Annotated in this window: 9 protein-coding genes; 8 read left to right on the forward strand and 1 reads right to left on the reverse strand. The window is 40.0% G+C overall.

From position 1 onward, the window contains the following. The first annotated feature begins 90 nt into the window (after positions 1-90). Both prmA and R1T16_RS09010 read left to right on the forward strand, forming a co-directional pair. Positions 91-924: a 50S ribosomal protein L11 methyltransferase gene (prmA, locus tag R1T16_RS09005; RefSeq protein ID WP_317500765.1), complete on the forward strand. Its 834-nt coding sequence runs from the start codon at positions 91-93 to the stop codon at positions 922-924. A gap of 23 nt (positions 925-947) precedes the next feature. Then, positions 948-1,223: an ATP-dependent Clp protease adaptor ClpS gene (locus R1T16_RS09010; protein WP_317500766.1), complete on the forward strand. Its 276-nt coding sequence runs from the start codon at positions 948-950 to the stop codon at positions 1,221-1,223. A gap of 71 nt (positions 1,224-1,294) precedes the next feature. Here the strand turns inward: R1T16_RS09010 and R1T16_RS09015 are convergent, their stop codons facing one another. Further along, complete coding sequence (locus R1T16_RS09015) at positions 1,295-1,822, reverse strand: hypothetical protein (protein ID WP_317500767.1); 528 nt, start codon at positions 1,820-1,822, stop codon at positions 1,295-1,297. A gap of 367 nt (positions 1,823-2,189) precedes the next feature. Here R1T16_RS09015 and R1T16_RS09020 point away from each other — a divergent pair, with 367 nt between their 5' ends. From R1T16_RS09020 to bglX, 6 genes are all read left to right on the forward strand, one after another. Continuing rightward, positions 2,190-4,994 (forward strand): triple tyrosine motif-containing protein, encoded by a 2,805-nt coding sequence (locus R1T16_RS09020; protein ID WP_317500768.1) that lies wholly within the window; start codon positions 2,190-2,192, stop codon positions 4,992-4,994. Positions 4,995-5,236: 242 nt separating this feature from the next. Next, complete coding sequence (locus tag R1T16_RS09025; protein WP_317500769.1) at positions 5,237-8,305, forward strand: TonB-dependent receptor; 3,069 nt, start codon at positions 5,237-5,239, stop codon at positions 8,303-8,305. Positions 8,306-8,308: 3 nt separating this feature from the next. Further along, positions 8,309-9,817 (forward strand): RagB/SusD family nutrient uptake outer membrane protein, encoded by a 1,509-nt coding sequence (locus R1T16_RS09030; RefSeq protein WP_317500770.1) that lies wholly within the window; start codon positions 8,309-8,311, stop codon positions 9,815-9,817. A gap of 6 nt (positions 9,818-9,823) precedes the next feature. Further along, the gene (locus R1T16_RS09035; RefSeq protein ID WP_317500771.1) at positions 9,824-11,365 is read left to right on the forward strand and encodes a hypothetical protein; all 1,542 of its coding nucleotides are present in this window, start codon (positions 9,824-9,826) and stop codon (positions 11,363-11,365) included. 4 nt (positions 11,366-11,369) lie between these two features. After that, positions 11,370-13,004: a family 16 glycosylhydrolase gene (locus R1T16_RS09040; RefSeq protein ID WP_317500772.1), complete on the forward strand. Its 1,635-nt coding sequence runs from the start codon at positions 11,370-11,372 to the stop codon at positions 13,002-13,004. A 91-nt stretch (positions 13,005-13,095) separates the two neighbouring features. Next, positions 13,096-15,393 carry a beta-glucosidase BglX gene (gene bglX, locus R1T16_RS09045; RefSeq protein WP_317500773.1) on the forward strand — a complete coding sequence of 766 codons (2,298 nt, stop codon included), beginning with the start codon at positions 13,096-13,098 and terminating at the stop codon, positions 15,391-15,393. The last annotated feature ends 8 nt before the right edge of the window (positions 15,394-15,401 follow it).

Consider the following 15,401-nt stretch of genomic DNA (forward strand, 5'->3'; position numbering starts at 1 on the left):
TAAAGAAGCTTTGTAAAGTTTGCGCAAACTTAATATTAATTATTACAATGCAATGTTATGTAAACATTACCTTTGCGAAAATTTAAAGTTATGTCAAACATCTATATAGGATACCATTTTACCGTAGAGCCGAAGGAGTTAGGTTCTGAAATACTTATTGCCGAACTTGGTGAAACGCCGTTTGAGAGCTTTATTGAGACTGAAAACGGATTTTCTGCCTTCATCCAGAAAGAATTCTGGACGGAAGATATCTTAAACGATATCCAGATATTTGAATCTCCGGAATTTAAGATTGAATATACTTTTGAAGAAATAGAACAGGTAAACTGGAATGAAGAGTGGGAAAAGAATTTTGAACCTATTGATGTAGACAATACCTGCCGCGTGCGTGCACCATTTCACGAAAAGACCGATGTTAAGTATGACATCGTTATTGAGCCTAAAATGAGTTTTGGTACCGGCCATCATGAAACTACTTTCATGATGATACAGCACCTGCTTGAAACAGATGTTGAGAACAAAAAAACCCTTGATATGGGCTGCGGTACAGCTATTCTTGCCATCCTTGCAGAGATGAGGGGTGCACAGCCGGTTGATGCCATTGACATTGACAACTGGTGCTACCTGAACTCAATTGAGAATGCAGAACGCAACAACTGCAAACATATTTCTGTTTATGAAGGTGATGCAGCATTGCTTAAAGGCAAAAAATATGATGTCATTATAGCCAACATTAACCGTAACATATTACTTAACGATATGCAGCAATATGTTGACTGCCTTAATAAAGACGGTATACTTTTATTAAGTGGTTTCTATGAAGAAGATATTCCTTTTATAGATGCTTCGTGTACTGAAAAAGGGCTTACATTTGCAAAAAAATTCAGCAGGAACAATTGGGTTTCGCTAAAATACGTAAATTAGCATTTTAGATTAAGCATTTGAATATGAGTACCAAAGAAAAAGTATTAGAAGAGGTATTGGTTGAAGAAGTTACAACAGCCAATAATGAGATAGTGTTGTATAATGATGAAGTAAATACTTTTGACCACGTTATAGATACACTTATCAGAGTATGCCGCCATACGGCAGAACAGGCAGAACAATGCTCACTAATTGTTCACTACAACGGAAAATGCACTGTGAAGACAGGCGAATTTAAAGACCTTAAGCCGCAATGCACCCAACTGCTTGAAGCTGGCTTAAGTGCTGAAATAATATAATTAAAATAAAAAATGGATGCCTTGCGGCATCCATTTTTGCATCCAATTCCAATTTCCCAAATCCCAATTAATTATTTTTCGTAAACGTACTCTACAGCACCAGATACTTCGATAGGGTTACCATTTGCATCTCTGTCTGCATATACACCTAGAATTGCGCTTGATGTCCATGATAACTCGTCACCAATTTTTGTAAACTGACGTGTTACCGTTTGGTTGTTTTCAGTGTAAGTAAGCGTAATAAGTGCATTTTTAGGATCTGTTGCAGGCTCTACTGTGTAAACACCTGTTTTAGTTTCAGTATCCCTACAACCTGTAGTACCATCCTGAACAAGAATTCCTGTAACTACATACTCAAATGTATTGTCTGCATTAAGCACTATTTTTCCACCATTGTAGCACGCAGATTCTTCTGTCTGGTCAATGTGAGAATCACCGTCACGGTCAAAATCTGTAGCCTGTGGAGTGTTCACCTCGTCAAGTTGGTAAGTACCCTCAATACGAGTGTCATTCGTGTTATCATTGTCATCATCACTACAAGAAGTGAAACCTAAACCTGCAATAGCAAGTGTGCAAACTAATAAATTGATCTTTTTCATGTTCTTTAAAAATTAAATTAAGTGAATGTTAGTGGGACAAATCTAACGGCATAGGTTCTTAATATTTTTTTAAAAACAATCTTTTAATGTTATTTTAACGTACGTATAAATTTAAATATGTACCAAACCTTTACTATTCAGTAGCATTAGCTTTTTTACGCATTTTTTTGAGATAGTGGCAATTCACAGATAATTTAACAGCAAAATTAACAGGCATGCATACAATATTGAATTAATATCAGAAAAAACGTAATATCCGTGTTGCAGATAATATTCATCACTATAGCGTTTTCGTCATCAAATTCTAATTTTTTTTCCAGTAATTGTATCTTCGTATCAGTATTCAAACATCCAAACACCGAAAGCCTTGATTAAAAAATTACTTTTCTTGCATATAGTATTGGTTTCGTTAGCTGTAACTGCACAGGAGCTTCCTCCTATTCTAAAATTCACCACCGGCAGTTACAATGCAGGTAACCAAAACTGGATGATATCTCAGGACAGCAACCGTTTTATGTATTTTGCCAATAATGAAGGCCTTTTGGAGTACAACGGCATGGCCTGGACTTTATATCCTTCTCCCAATGAAACCATTATCAGGTCTGTAAAAGTCATAAATAAAAAGGTTTATACGGGTTGTTACATGGAATTTGGTTATTGGGAAAGACAGCCTGACGGTATCCTTAAATATTATTCGTTAAGCAAATCCATAAAAAATAAAATCCTGGACGATGAGCAGTTCTGGAACATTGCACAATATGATCACTGGATCATTTTTCAATCACTAAGCCAAATATTTATTTATGACAGCCGCGCTAAAACATATAATATAATTAAACCTGAATCTGGTGTAAATAAAGTCTTTACCGTAAATAGCAAAATATTGTACCAAACCTTTGGTACCGGACTTTACGAAATAGAAAATGGCAAAAGCAGGCTGGTATCTTCAGACCCTGACATTTTAGGAAATAAGATTGTAAACATCTACGACAAGAACGAAAGCCTGCTTATCCAGACGCAATTTAACGGGCTGTTTGAATACAAAAATGAGACAATAACAAAATGGCACACCGATGCCGATGCAGAACTGACAAACAGCAGCATTTACAGCGGGCAGATGCTAAGCGATGGAGGGTTGGCTCTTGGATCTGTGTCTAATGGCATCTTTATTTTAAGCAACACAGGAAAGGTGCGTTATCATATTACCCAGAATAAAGGGCTTGGCAACAATACTGCTCTTTCATTATATGAAGACCTTGACAAAAATTTATGGATAGGTCTTGACAATGGCATCAACTGCATTAACCTGCATTCGGCAGTAACGAGCTTTGTAGATGACACCGGCTTTTTAGGAACTATATACACCTCCATACGCCATAACAATTTGTTATATATAGGTACAAACCAGGGACTTTTCTATAAAGGGTACAATACTAACGAGGATTTTAAGTTCATTCCGGGCACTAAGGGGCAGGTATGGTCCTTATACAATAATGAAGGCTTACTGTTGTGTGGGCACGATTCAGGTACATATATAATAAATGGGAACAATGCTGTAAAAATATTTTCTTCATCAGGAACCTGGAAGTTTGAAAAACATCCTACCAATCCTAATTTATTGCTCCAGGGCAACTACCACGGAATATCTGTAATGGAAAGGTCAGGCAATAGCTGGGAATTCAGGAACTGGATAAAAGGCTTTGATTATTCCTGTCGCTACTTTGCTACTATTGGTAATAATGATATTTACATAAGCCACGAATACAAAGGAGTCTTTAGGATAGTTACAGATAATGACTATACAAAAGCAATAAAAAAGATAGTGTATAAATCTCCTTTAAAGGGGAAGAATGCCAGCCTTAGCAAATTTAACAATGAGATATATTATGCTTCTAAGGACGGGTTTTATAAGGTTGACCTAAAGACAAAAGAATTTATAAAGCAGCCCAAGCTATCCAAAGTATTTTCTAATGGGGAATACACTTCCGGGAAGCTCACCCCAGACAATGCCGACAGACTGTGGTTTTTTACTAAAGATTATATAAACTATTTATCGGCAGGTAAACTCAATACAGAGCTAAAACACAATATAATCCCTATTCCTTCATCACTTACCAACTCTATGATGGGTTATGAAAACATTACCCAAATAGCATCAAGCAAATACCTTGTAGGCACTACAGACGGCTATTACACAATAGACCTAAGCAAACTCACTTTCAATACCTATAATGTAAGCATTACAAGTGTTGCCACAAATATTCAAAACGAGAATAATGTCTCGAGAGAAATAAACAAAGAAGGCCGTTTTAAGTTCAAGGAGAGCAATCTTACATTTTCTTACACCGTACCGGAATATGGTAAATACATAAACGCCGAATTTCAATACATGCTTGCGGGCGTTCAGGACGAGTGGAGCGAATGGAGTACCAAATCCCTGATAAACTTTAAAAATTTACCGTCTGGAGACTATGTTTTTAAAGTGCGTGCAAAAACCGGCAATTCGATCTCTGGTAATGTAGCGACCTATTCATTTACCATTCTAAAACCATGGTACGCCACAAACCTCGCGGTACTTATCTACTTTATCTTGCTTTTAGCCGGCGCATTTTTAATAAACCGCGCTTACAAAAACTATTACCAACGCCAGCGAGAAAAACTTATTGATGAGAACAACAGGCTTCTTGAGATTAAGGAACTGGAAAATGAGCAGGAACTTATGAAAATAAAAAATCAGCAGCTTGAACAGGATTTTGAAAGTAAAAACCGTGAGCTTGCAGTTTCTACCATGAACCTTATAAAAAAGAACGAATTGTTATCTATGATAAAGGATGACCTTAAAAAGAATTCCGAAGGCGGTGACAACAGCGTAAAATCTGTTATAACAACAATTAATAAAAACATTAATGAAGATGATACCTGGGATATGTTTAAGGAAGCCTTTAATAACGCCGATAAAGATTTCTTAAAGAAGGTAAAAAAGGCACATCCTGTGCTAACGCCAAACGATTTGAGACTATGTGCCTACTTACGACTTAATCTTTCGTCAAAAGAAATTGCGCCATTACTTAACATATCGGTGCGTAGTGTAGAGATAAAACGATATCGTTTGCGCAAAAAAATGGATTTATCACACGAATTAAGTCTTGTTGAGTACATACTAAGCATTTAATAAACTACAACAACCGGTGCATTTACCTATACATCACCTATACAAAACGTGTAATTACAAGGTTTTCGTAGTTTTTTCTTTAACATAAATTTTAATCCAAAAGCTTGTTAATAGTGCGTTAAATTGCATTTGACCGATTAAAACACAATTAATTTAGGAATGTATATATATTGTAGGGGTTAATTTTATTCTTCGTAAAGAATTGTGTTCTAATTTTAGATAATCACAAAAAACAATTTTATATGAAGTCAAAACTATTCTTGATTGCTTTTTTGCTGGTTTCTACATTAGGCTTTGCCCAGAATATAGAAGTTAGTGGAAAAGTAAGCGAAGTGACAACCGGATTACCAATGCCCGGAGTAAATGTCACTGTAAAAAATTCAACTACGGGAACGGTAACCGACATGGACGGAAATTATTCCATCTCGGCGCCTAAAGGGGCAACACTTGTTTTTACGTTCATTGGATTTAAACCTCTTGAAACTGCAGTTACAGGCCCAACTGTAAACGCAAAATTAGAAGAGGACGCCAAAACCCTTGACGAGGTTGTGGTTATTGGGTACGGTTCTCAAAGGAAAAAGGAGATTACCGGCGCTGTAAGTGTTGTAGATAGTAAAACACTTGAGCAGCTTAGACCTGTAAAGGTAGAACAGGCGTTACAGGGTACCGTTGCAGGTGTTAATGTAAGCACACAATCTGGTGCGCCGGGTGCAAACCTTACCATACGTATTAGAGGTGTAGGTACAAACGGAAACCCGGACCCTACTGTTATTGTAGATGGTTATGTGCTCAACAACTCTCAGGATCTTGGATTGATGAATCCTAATGATATTGAGAGCATTACTGTACTTAAAGATGCGCAGGCAGCTATTTATGGTACTATTGGGGCTAACGGGGTTATACTTGTTACCACTAAAAAGGGGAAACGTAACAGCAAGACACAATTCTCTTACAATACTTATACAGGTTTTCAGGAGACATCTAAAAAGATGAACCTGCTTAACGCTACAGAATATGCACTATTACTTAACGAAAGTTATGCTAATGGCGGACAAAACATCCCTTTTCCTAACGTATCAGGTTTAGGTAAAGGCACAAACTGGCAGGACGAAGTATTTGACAAAGGTGTTGCCATTGTAAACCACGACATGAGCATATCAGGTGGAGGCGAAAAAATGACATACAACGTTAGCGGTTCGCACATTGACCAGGGCGGTATTATAGGTGGCTATAAATCTAATTTCCTTAGAAATAATGCACGTATTTCTCTTACCGCAGACCTTTCAGACAAATTAAAACTAAATACAAACCTTGCTTACACACAATTTGACAGAAGGTCGTTTAATGAAAATGTACTTGGTTCGGTTTTATTTAATGCTATAAATACACCTTCAATTTATACGCCGCGTGATGCAAACGGAGAATTCACTGTGCTTCCATCCGGAAATGGTAACCCGGGTAGTAACCTTGGTATTGAGATCATCAACCCATTAGCCCAAATTGCCAATACGTACAATGACTATAACTTTAAAAAGCTTAATGGTACAATAGGGTTAGACTATGAAGTTATTAAAGATCTTGTAGTTACTAACCGTATAGGTTTTAATACTCAAAATGCAAGACAAAGAATATTTAACAAACAAGTAAGCTACGGCGGTAAAGTTTTTGATAATCCGCGCAGCAGCGTAAATCAGAATTCTTTTCAGGATAATGATTACACATACGACTTGTTTGCTACTTATAAGAAATCCTTTAACGAAGCGCATAACTTTAGCGTAACAGCGGGTATGACTGTATTTAGATCCTACGGTGAAGGCTTGTATGCTACAGGCTTTGATGTACCTAACAACGATATAAAATTTGCCGACATCAATCTTACGACAGGCCTCTCTGAAGCAAAATCTAACGGATCATATGCTTATGACAACAGGAGACTTTCTCATTTTGGGAGAATACAATATGACTACAAAGGAAGATACCTTGTTTCAGGTATGCTAAGAAGGGATTCATCTACACGTTTTGGCCCTGCGAACAGGGTTGCTTATTTCCCTTCTGTAACAGGTGGTTGGGTAATTTCAGACGAGGCATTTTATGGCCAGCCTAAAGGTGTAAGCTTTGCTAAATTAAGAGCCAGTTACGGTGTACTTGGAAGTGATTTATTAGACAGGTCGAGACCATACCTTGGACTTCTAGATGGAGAAGCCACTTATCTTTTTGACAACCAACTTGTTCAGGGTGCCGCAATAGGCGGACTTGCAAATCCTGATCTTAAATGGGAAGAAGCAAGAAAATTTGACGTAGGTCTTGATTTAAAACTTGCTAATGACAAACTTGATTTTACTGCTGATTATTTTATTGACAGAAGAGAAAACCTTCTTATCCAGAACATTCCAATATCTGGTATAATAGGTACCAATGGGCCGGGCGGACAAAATCCTGTTAAAAATGCAGGTGGTATAGAAAATAAAGGTTTTGAATTTGCACTTACCTATACTGATAAAATAGGGGATGATTTTAACATCCGTGCAAGCTACAATGTTACTTTCATCAAAAACAATGTGTATGAGGTAAATAATGGTACCGGTTATACTGAAGGTGGAGGTTTTGGTGTAGGACAGCCTGCAATGACAAGGATGGAAGTCGGTCAGCCTCTTGGATATTTCTACGGTTACAAAACTGATGGTATCTTCCAAAATCAGGCAGAAGTAAATGCACATCCTTCGCAGGCGGCGCTTGGTGCAGCTGCACAACCTGGAGACATCAGGTTTAAAGACGTAAATGGCGACGGACAGATAACTACTGCCGACAGGACTAACCTTGGCGACGCTATACCGGATGCTACAATGGGCTTTAACCTTCAGCTAAACTACAAAGGATGGGATTTTACATCTTACCTTTTCGCTTCTTTAGGTAACGACATGGTAAGAAACTATGAGAGAACTACTCCTGATATCAACAGGTCAAACTACGTTCTTGACAGATGGCATGGTGAAGGCACAAGCAATACTGTACCAAGGGTAACTACGGGAGCTACTACAAACAATATTTTCTCTGATTATTTTGTTGAAGATGCTTCATACTTAAGAATTCAAAATGTACAAATAGGTTATTCTTTTAAAGAAGAAGCTATAAAATCAGTTGGTATTACTAAATTAAGGCTATACGCAGCTGTAAACAACCTGTATACTTTTACTAAATACAGAGGTTTTGACCCGGGCGCTACAAGCAATTCGCCTTTATCTTCAGGGATCGATTACGGTTTCTATCCGGTTCCAAGAACGTATATGTTAGGTTTAAATCTTAATTTCTAAAAAATGAAAAGAACAATTATAAAAGCTATTTTAGCTTTCACAATAACAGTCTCTCTTTCTGTTTCATGCAGCGACGATTTTGTACAGAAAGAAGCAGTGTACTCTATAGGGTCTGATAATTATTTTAACTCGGAAGAGGAATATTACAAGGGCCTAATTGCCGCTTATGACATCCTGCAGTCAACTTATGTAAACGTTATCCTTGGCGAGATCGCTTCAGATAATACATTCTCAGGTGGTGCAGATGCTAACGACGTTATCGGGTGGCAGCAGGTAGACGAAATGGCACACACATCTGTAAACTCTAACATACGCGATGTATGGAACTGGATGTTTGCAGGTGTAAACAGGGCAAGTTATATTCTTGAGTTTAAAGATAAAACTGATTTTGAAGGCAAAGCGCAAATTATTGCCGAAGCACGTTTTCTTCGTGCTTACTACCAGTTTGAACTTGTAAAATGGTTTGGCGGCATACCTATGAAAGGCGATGCTCGATTTGAGCTTGGTGACGAAACTACAATACAAAGGTCTCCGGTAGCAGATGTATATGCTGCTATAGAGAACGACCTTACACTTGCCATTGCAGATCTTAACCCGGTTGCACCACAGGTAGGCAGGGTTACCAAAGGGGCAGCTCAGGCACTTCTTGGTAAAGTATACCTGTTCCAGGGCAAATATGACCAGGCAGGTCCAATGCTGGATAATGTGATTAACAGCGGAATGTATCAGCTTGCTAAAGAATCTAACGCTGCTGCTAAAGATAAATACAGCAACCTGTTTGAGGAAATTGCAGAAAACGGTATCGAATCTGTATTTGAAGTTCAGTACACAGATGTTGAAGGCGCAGGATTTGGATGCCTTCAGTGTTCTGAAGGTAATGTAGCTGTAGGTTTCAGTGGGCCGAGAAGCTACACAGGGCCAATGTTTACTCCTGGTTTCAGCTTTAACGTACCTACTCCAGCAGGTGTAGCTATATTTGAAGATGGCGACACAAGAAGAGATGTAACGATTCTTGACATGCCAAAATGGATTGCGGCTAATCCTGGTGCAGGTTATGTGCCTGCTTACAAAGACACAGGATACTTTAACCGTAAATATATACCTAGAGTAAGAAGGGATGAAGCTGCGGGAGACCGTAACCTTACTAATCCTAACAACTACCGCGCTATACGCTATGCTGATGTATTGTTAATGGCTGCTGAAGCATTTAGCCAGACTAACAATGCCGGAAAAGCGCAGAGCTATGTTAATGAAGTAAGAAGAAGGGCTTTTGGTAATAATAATCACGACATTACCTCTTCGGGAGCACAGCTGACACAGGATATCCTTGACGAAAGACAAAGAGAACTTTTTGGCGAAGGCCACAGATTCTTTGACCTTGTAAGAACAGGGCAGGCAGCAGCTAAAATACCCGGCTTTGTAGCGGGTAAAAATGAACTGTTTCCTATTCCTTTTGAAGAAATCAGGTTCTCTAACAATCTTTGGGAGCAAAATCCTCAATACACAAACTAAAAGATCATGAAAAAAATTAAGATACTTCTCACGTTAGTTATCGGTATGGCGATTTTTGGCTGTACAGTAGACGAAAACGACAGCCTGGGCGATGTTACTAATGGCCCCGCCCCTACTAACATATCGGGTTTATTTACCATCACTCAGGACAACACAGGCCTTGTAACCATTGCTCCGCGCGGTGAAGGTGTAGGTTCTTACGATGTATATTTTGGCGACGGTACAGAGCTGCCGGGTAAGGTTATGGCCGGCCAAAAGATTACACATAATTATGCCGAAGGCAGCTATGATGTAAAAATTGTTGGAACATCTGTAAACGGTAAAACAGCAGAGTATACGCACAACCTTGATGTAACTTTCAGGGCTCCTGAAAATATTGCAGTTACAATCTCTCAGGTTACAGGTGATACTTTTTCTATCAACCTATCTGCAAAAGCAGATTACGAAGCTTTCTTTGAAGTTTGGTTTGGAGAAATTGAAGGCGAAGAGCCTGTGCAATTTAACGAAGGTGAAACCATTACACACAGCTACACTGCAATCGGTACTTATACCGTTAAAGTTGTGGCTTACAGCGGTGGTGCAGCTACAGCTGAAACTACTCAGGATGTGACTATTGTTAATCCGTTATTACTGCCGTTAAACTTTGAAAATGCAACGCTTAACTACGCATTTTCTGATTTTGGAGGTTCTACTACAAGCGTAATAGATAACCCAAATCCGGCAGGCATCAACAAAAGCGCCAAAGTGGGCAGGCATACTAAAAACCCGGGCGAAGTTTGGGCAGGTACAGCAATACTTATTGACGAGGTTTTTGATTTTTCAAGCAAAAACAGCTTTAGGATAAAAGTATGGTCTCCTGCAGCAAATGTTCCTGTTACTGTGAAAATTGAAAACGCAGGAAATGCAGATATCAATTTTGAGAAACAACAGCTTACCACCGTAGCTAACGAATGGGAATACCTTACGTTTAACTTCTCTGATGTAAATCAATCTCAGCAATATTCAAGGTTAGTTCTTTTCTTTAACCTTGGTACAAGTGGTACAGGTGAGAATTATTACTTTGACGATGTTGAACTGATCAATACTATCAATCCTCTTCCTGTAACATTTGAAGAGCCCATAGCCATTAACGGATTTGGAGCTGCTCAGGGATCTATCGTTGCAAATCCTGATGCTTCAGGTATCAATACAAGTGCTAACGTAGGTACAATGCTTAAGCCGGTAGGTTCTGAAACCTGGGCAGGTGTAGCAATGCCACTTATAGCTCCTGTGGATTTCTCTGTGCAGAAGAAAATTAAGGTTAAAGTATGGTCTCCAGAGGCAGGCATACCGGTATTGCTTAAGTTTGAAAAACACAATGATAACACTGTGGCGATGGAAAAAACAGCTACAACAACTGTTGCCAATGCCTGGGAAGAGCTTACTTATGATTTTGATGGTTCTATAGATAATACCGTAGATTATCAAATGGTTGTGTTGTTCTTTAACTTTGGAGTTTCAGGTAATGGATCAAACTACTATTTTGACGACATAAAACAAGCTAACTAAGACTATGAAAAAGAATTTAAATACAATAGCAAAATTCCTGATGCTGCTTATACTTCTAAGCAGCTGTCAGGAAGACGACAAGACCTTTGGGCCTTTGGTAGCGCCTACTAACCTCACAATAACAGCTGAGCTTGTGGGTAAAGACGCTGAGAACCCTGACGGGGACGGCAGCGGAAAAGTAAACCTAAAAGCAGTTGCAGACAATGCTTCAAGCTACAAGTATTTTTTTAGCGATGATTCTAATGCGAACTCACCTTCAGGTGAGCTTACCAAGCAGTTTACAAAAAACGGAGTAAACACCTACACTGTTACTGTCGTTGCGTATGGTACAGGAGGTAACTCAACTACTGCATCTATTGATGTTACGGTCTTAAGTAACTTCTCTGACCCGCAGGCTGTACAGTTCTTAACCGGCGGAGGTACTAAAACATGGTACTGGGCTGCAGCTAAACCGGGACACCTTGGAGTAGGCCCTAACGACGCTTCAGACAACGGCTACATACCACAATACTATGGAGCAGCCCCATTTGAAAAGGCAGGCGCAACTTGCTTCTATCAGGAAAAACTTGTTTTCACTCAGGATGGCGATGCAATACGCTACAAACTTGACACTAACGGAAGTGTTTTCTTTAACGCTTCATTCAACAGTGTAGGCGGAAGCACAGCACCAGATGACCAGTGTTTACCTTATGACACCTCTGCTACTAAAACAGTTTCATTAGGCCCGTCAAGCTCGCTTGTTCCAGCCGATAAGAAACGAGGTACTGCAATGAACTTCTCTGACGGTGGTTTCATGGGATACTACATTGGTACATCTGACTATGAGATACTTTCTATAACAGATACCGAAATGCACGTAAGGGCGGTAATGGGGGGTAACCCTGCGCTTGCATGGTACCACATCTTTACAACTCAGGATCCTAACGCAGCAATACCTACTGACCCTGACTTCACTAATCTTTTATGGGAAGACCAGTTTAATACAGATGGTGCTCCGGATGCTACTAAATGGGTTTCTGAAATTGGCACTGGCCAAAACGGCTGGGGTAATAACGAAAAACAATATTACAGAGCAGAAAATGCAGTAGTACAGGGCGGTTCGCTTAAAATTACTGCAAAAGCAGAAAACTTCCAGGGGAGCGAGTATACCTCTGCACGTTTAAAAACAGAAGGGCTTTTTGATTTTAAATATGGAAAAGTAGAGATAAGGGCTAAACTGCCAAGTGGCAGCGGAACCTGGCCTGCTTTCTGGATGCTTGGTGCAAATTATCAGACTAACGCATGGCCTGCCTGCGGTGAAATAGATATTATGGAACACGTGGGTAATAATCAGGATCATGTATTGGGTACGCTTCACCTGCCTGGTAATTTTGGCGGCAACGGAATAAGCGGCGCCACTACGGTAGCCGGCCTTGCCGACGATTTCCATACATATACACTTATATGGAGCGATACAAAGATCAACTGGTATATAGATGGAGTTAAATTCCATACTTATAACAATACTGCCGGTACACCATTTAACGCTGATTTCTTCCTGATCTTCAACGTGGCGATGGGTGGTAACCTTGGCGGAACGATCGCTCCCGGCTTTGTGTCATCAACTCTTGAAGTTGATTACGTAAAAGTTTTCCAATAAAAACATTCTGCATCTATTCTAAAATTCAATACCGATAGTAAGGAGTCCTGCATATGCGGGACTCCCTCCTATTGGCTTTTAAAAAATTATAATGAAATATAATTTACCCAAATATATCCTGCCCGCACTTCTTGCCATAGCATTTGGCTGCAGTACGGCAAAACAGGATATAACTTCATCTCCAAAAAATAAAACCTCTATAGACCGCAAAGTAGATTCATTGCTCAGCCTTATGACCCTCGAAGAAAAAGTGGGCCAGATGAATCAGTACAACGGTTTTTGGAATGTTACGGGACCGGCACCTAAAGATGGTTCGGCCGCAAAAAAATATGAACATCTTAAAAAAGGATGGGTAGGCTCCATGCTTAATGTAAAAGGTGTAAAAGATGTAAAAGCATTACAAAAAATTGCCGTAGAAGAAACCAGGCTGCATATACCTGTAATTTTTGGCTACGACGTTATTCATGGATACAAAACCATCAGCCCCATCCCCCTTGCCGAAGCTGCAAGCTGGGATCTTGAGGCCATACAAAGATCGGCTGAAATTGCCGCAGCAGAGTCTGCCGCATCCGGCCTTAACTGGACATTTGCCCCTATGGTAGATGTTTCACGCGATGCCCGCTGGGGCCGTGTTATGGAAGGTGCAGGAGAAGATACCTACCTAAACAGCGTTATCGCCGCCGCACGTGTAAAGGGTTTTCAGGGCAATCTGGGCGAATTTAGCCTTGCTGCCTGCGTAAAACACTTTGCCGGATATTCTTTTGCTGAAGCAGGCAAAGACTACAGCACGGCAGATATGAACCGCAACACGCTGCATAATGTTATCCTCCCTCCTTTTAAAGCCGCCGCAGATGCCGGTGCGCTTACGTTTATGAATTCATTTAACGATATAGATGGTATCCCTGCCACAGGAAATACCTACTTACAAAGAGATATACTTAAAAAAGAATGGAACTTTGAGGGTTTTGTAGTATCAGACTGGGGCTCTATGGGCGAAATGGTAGGCCATGGCTATGCAAAAGACCTGAAACAGGCTGCTGAAATGGCAGCGAATGCAGGAAGTGACATGGACATGGAATCATCCGGCTACATAGAACACCTTTCAGCACTGGTACGAGAAGGCAAAGTATCTGAAGACAAAATAAACGATGCGGTGCGCCGTATCCTTAAAGTTAAATTTCAGCTGGGATTATTTGATAATCCATACAAATACTGCGATGAAGCCCGTGAGGCTGCTACCGTGGGCAAAAAAGAGTTTCACGACGGCGTGCTTGATGTTGCAAAAAAATCTATTGTACTGCTTAAGAATGAAAAGAACCTTCTTCCGTTAAAGAAACAGGGACAAAAAATTGCTGTGATTGGTGCATTGGCTAATGACAAAACAAGCCCTTTAGGAAGTTGGAGAATAGGTGCCGATGATAACACAGCAGTATCGGTACTGGAAGGCCTGCGCGAATATAAAGGCAATCAGCTTACGTATGCAAAAGGTGCCGATGTAGTTTTAGGCAATCCGCAATTTGTAGTAGAAACAAAAATAAACACGACCGATAAAAGCGGTTTTGCCGAAGCGATTGCAACTGCAAAATCTGCCGATGTAGTGATCATGGTGCTTGGAGAACACGGCCTGCAGACAGGCGAAGGCCGCAGCCGTGCCGAACTTGGCTTACCAGGTGTGCAGCAAGAGCTTTTAGAGGCTGTTTATAAAGCTAATCCAAATGTTGTGCTTGTACTTACTAACGGAAGGCCACTGATTATTCCGTGGGCAGCACAAAACGTTCCTGCTATAGTAGAAGCTTGGCATTTAGGTACAGAGAGCGGTCATGCCATCGCACAGGTATTATATGGTGATTACAATCCAAGCGGTAAACTACCTATGACTTTTCCAAGGGCGGTAGGGCAGCTGCCGATGTACTACAATCACAAATCTACCGGAAGGCCAGGCGGCGATGCGCCTACAGAGAGTGTTTTCTGGTCGCATTATGGCGATATAGATAACTCCCCTGTTTACCCTTTTGGTTACGGACTGAGCTATTCTAAATTTGAATACGGAAAAGTAAAGCTTAGTGCAGGTTCTTTTGGCAAAAACGGAAAGATAACCGTCAGCGTAGATGTAAAGAATAACAGTACTGTAGATGGTAAAGAAGTTGTTCAGTTATATATCAGAGACCTGTTTGGGTCTGTTACCCGTCCTGTTAAGGAACTGAAAGGTTTTGAACTGACCGAAATAAAAGCAGGACAGACAAAAACCGTAACCTTTACCATAGACGAAAAAACAATTGAATTTTATACTGCCAATAATAAATGGGAGGCCGAAGCGGGTGACTTTAAAATCTTTGTAGGCGGGGATTCTGCTACAAAGAACGAGGCATCATTCACTTTCACTAAATAAGACGACAC

Source organism: Flavobacterium sp. DG1-102-2, from assembly GCF_033042555.1.
Taxonomy (GTDB): domain Bacteria; phylum Bacteroidota; class Bacteroidia; order Flavobacteriales; family Flavobacteriaceae; genus Flavobacterium.

Bases quoted from the DNA above. Each gene is read 5' to 3' on its own strand.
- prmA (WP_317500765.1), top strand. From the start codon at position 91: ATGTCAAACATCTATATAGGATACCATTTTACCGTAGAGCCGAAGGAG.
- R1T16_RS09010 (WP_317500766.1), top strand. From the start codon at position 948: ATGAGTACCAAAGAAAAAGTATTAGAAGAGGTATTGGTTGAAGAAGTT.
- R1T16_RS09015 (WP_317500767.1), bottom strand. From the start codon at position 1,822: ATGAAAAAGATCAATTTATTAGTTTGCACACTTGCTATTGCAGGTTTA.
- R1T16_RS09025 (WP_317500769.1), top strand. From the start codon at position 5,237: ATGAAGTCAAAACTATTCTTGATTGCTTTTTTGCTGGTTTCTACATTA.
- R1T16_RS09030 (WP_317500770.1), top strand. From the start codon at position 8,309: ATGAAAAGAACAATTATAAAAGCTATTTTAGCTTTCACAATAACAGTC.
- R1T16_RS09035 (WP_317500771.1), top strand. From the start codon at position 9,824: ATGAAAAAAATTAAGATACTTCTCACGTTAGTTATCGGTATGGCGATT.
- R1T16_RS09040 (WP_317500772.1), top strand. From the start codon at position 11,370: ATGAAAAAGAATTTAAATACAATAGCAAAATTCCTGATGCTGCTTATA.
- bglX (WP_317500773.1), top strand. From the start codon at position 13,096: ATGAAATATAATTTACCCAAATATATCCTGCCCGCACTTCTTGCCATA.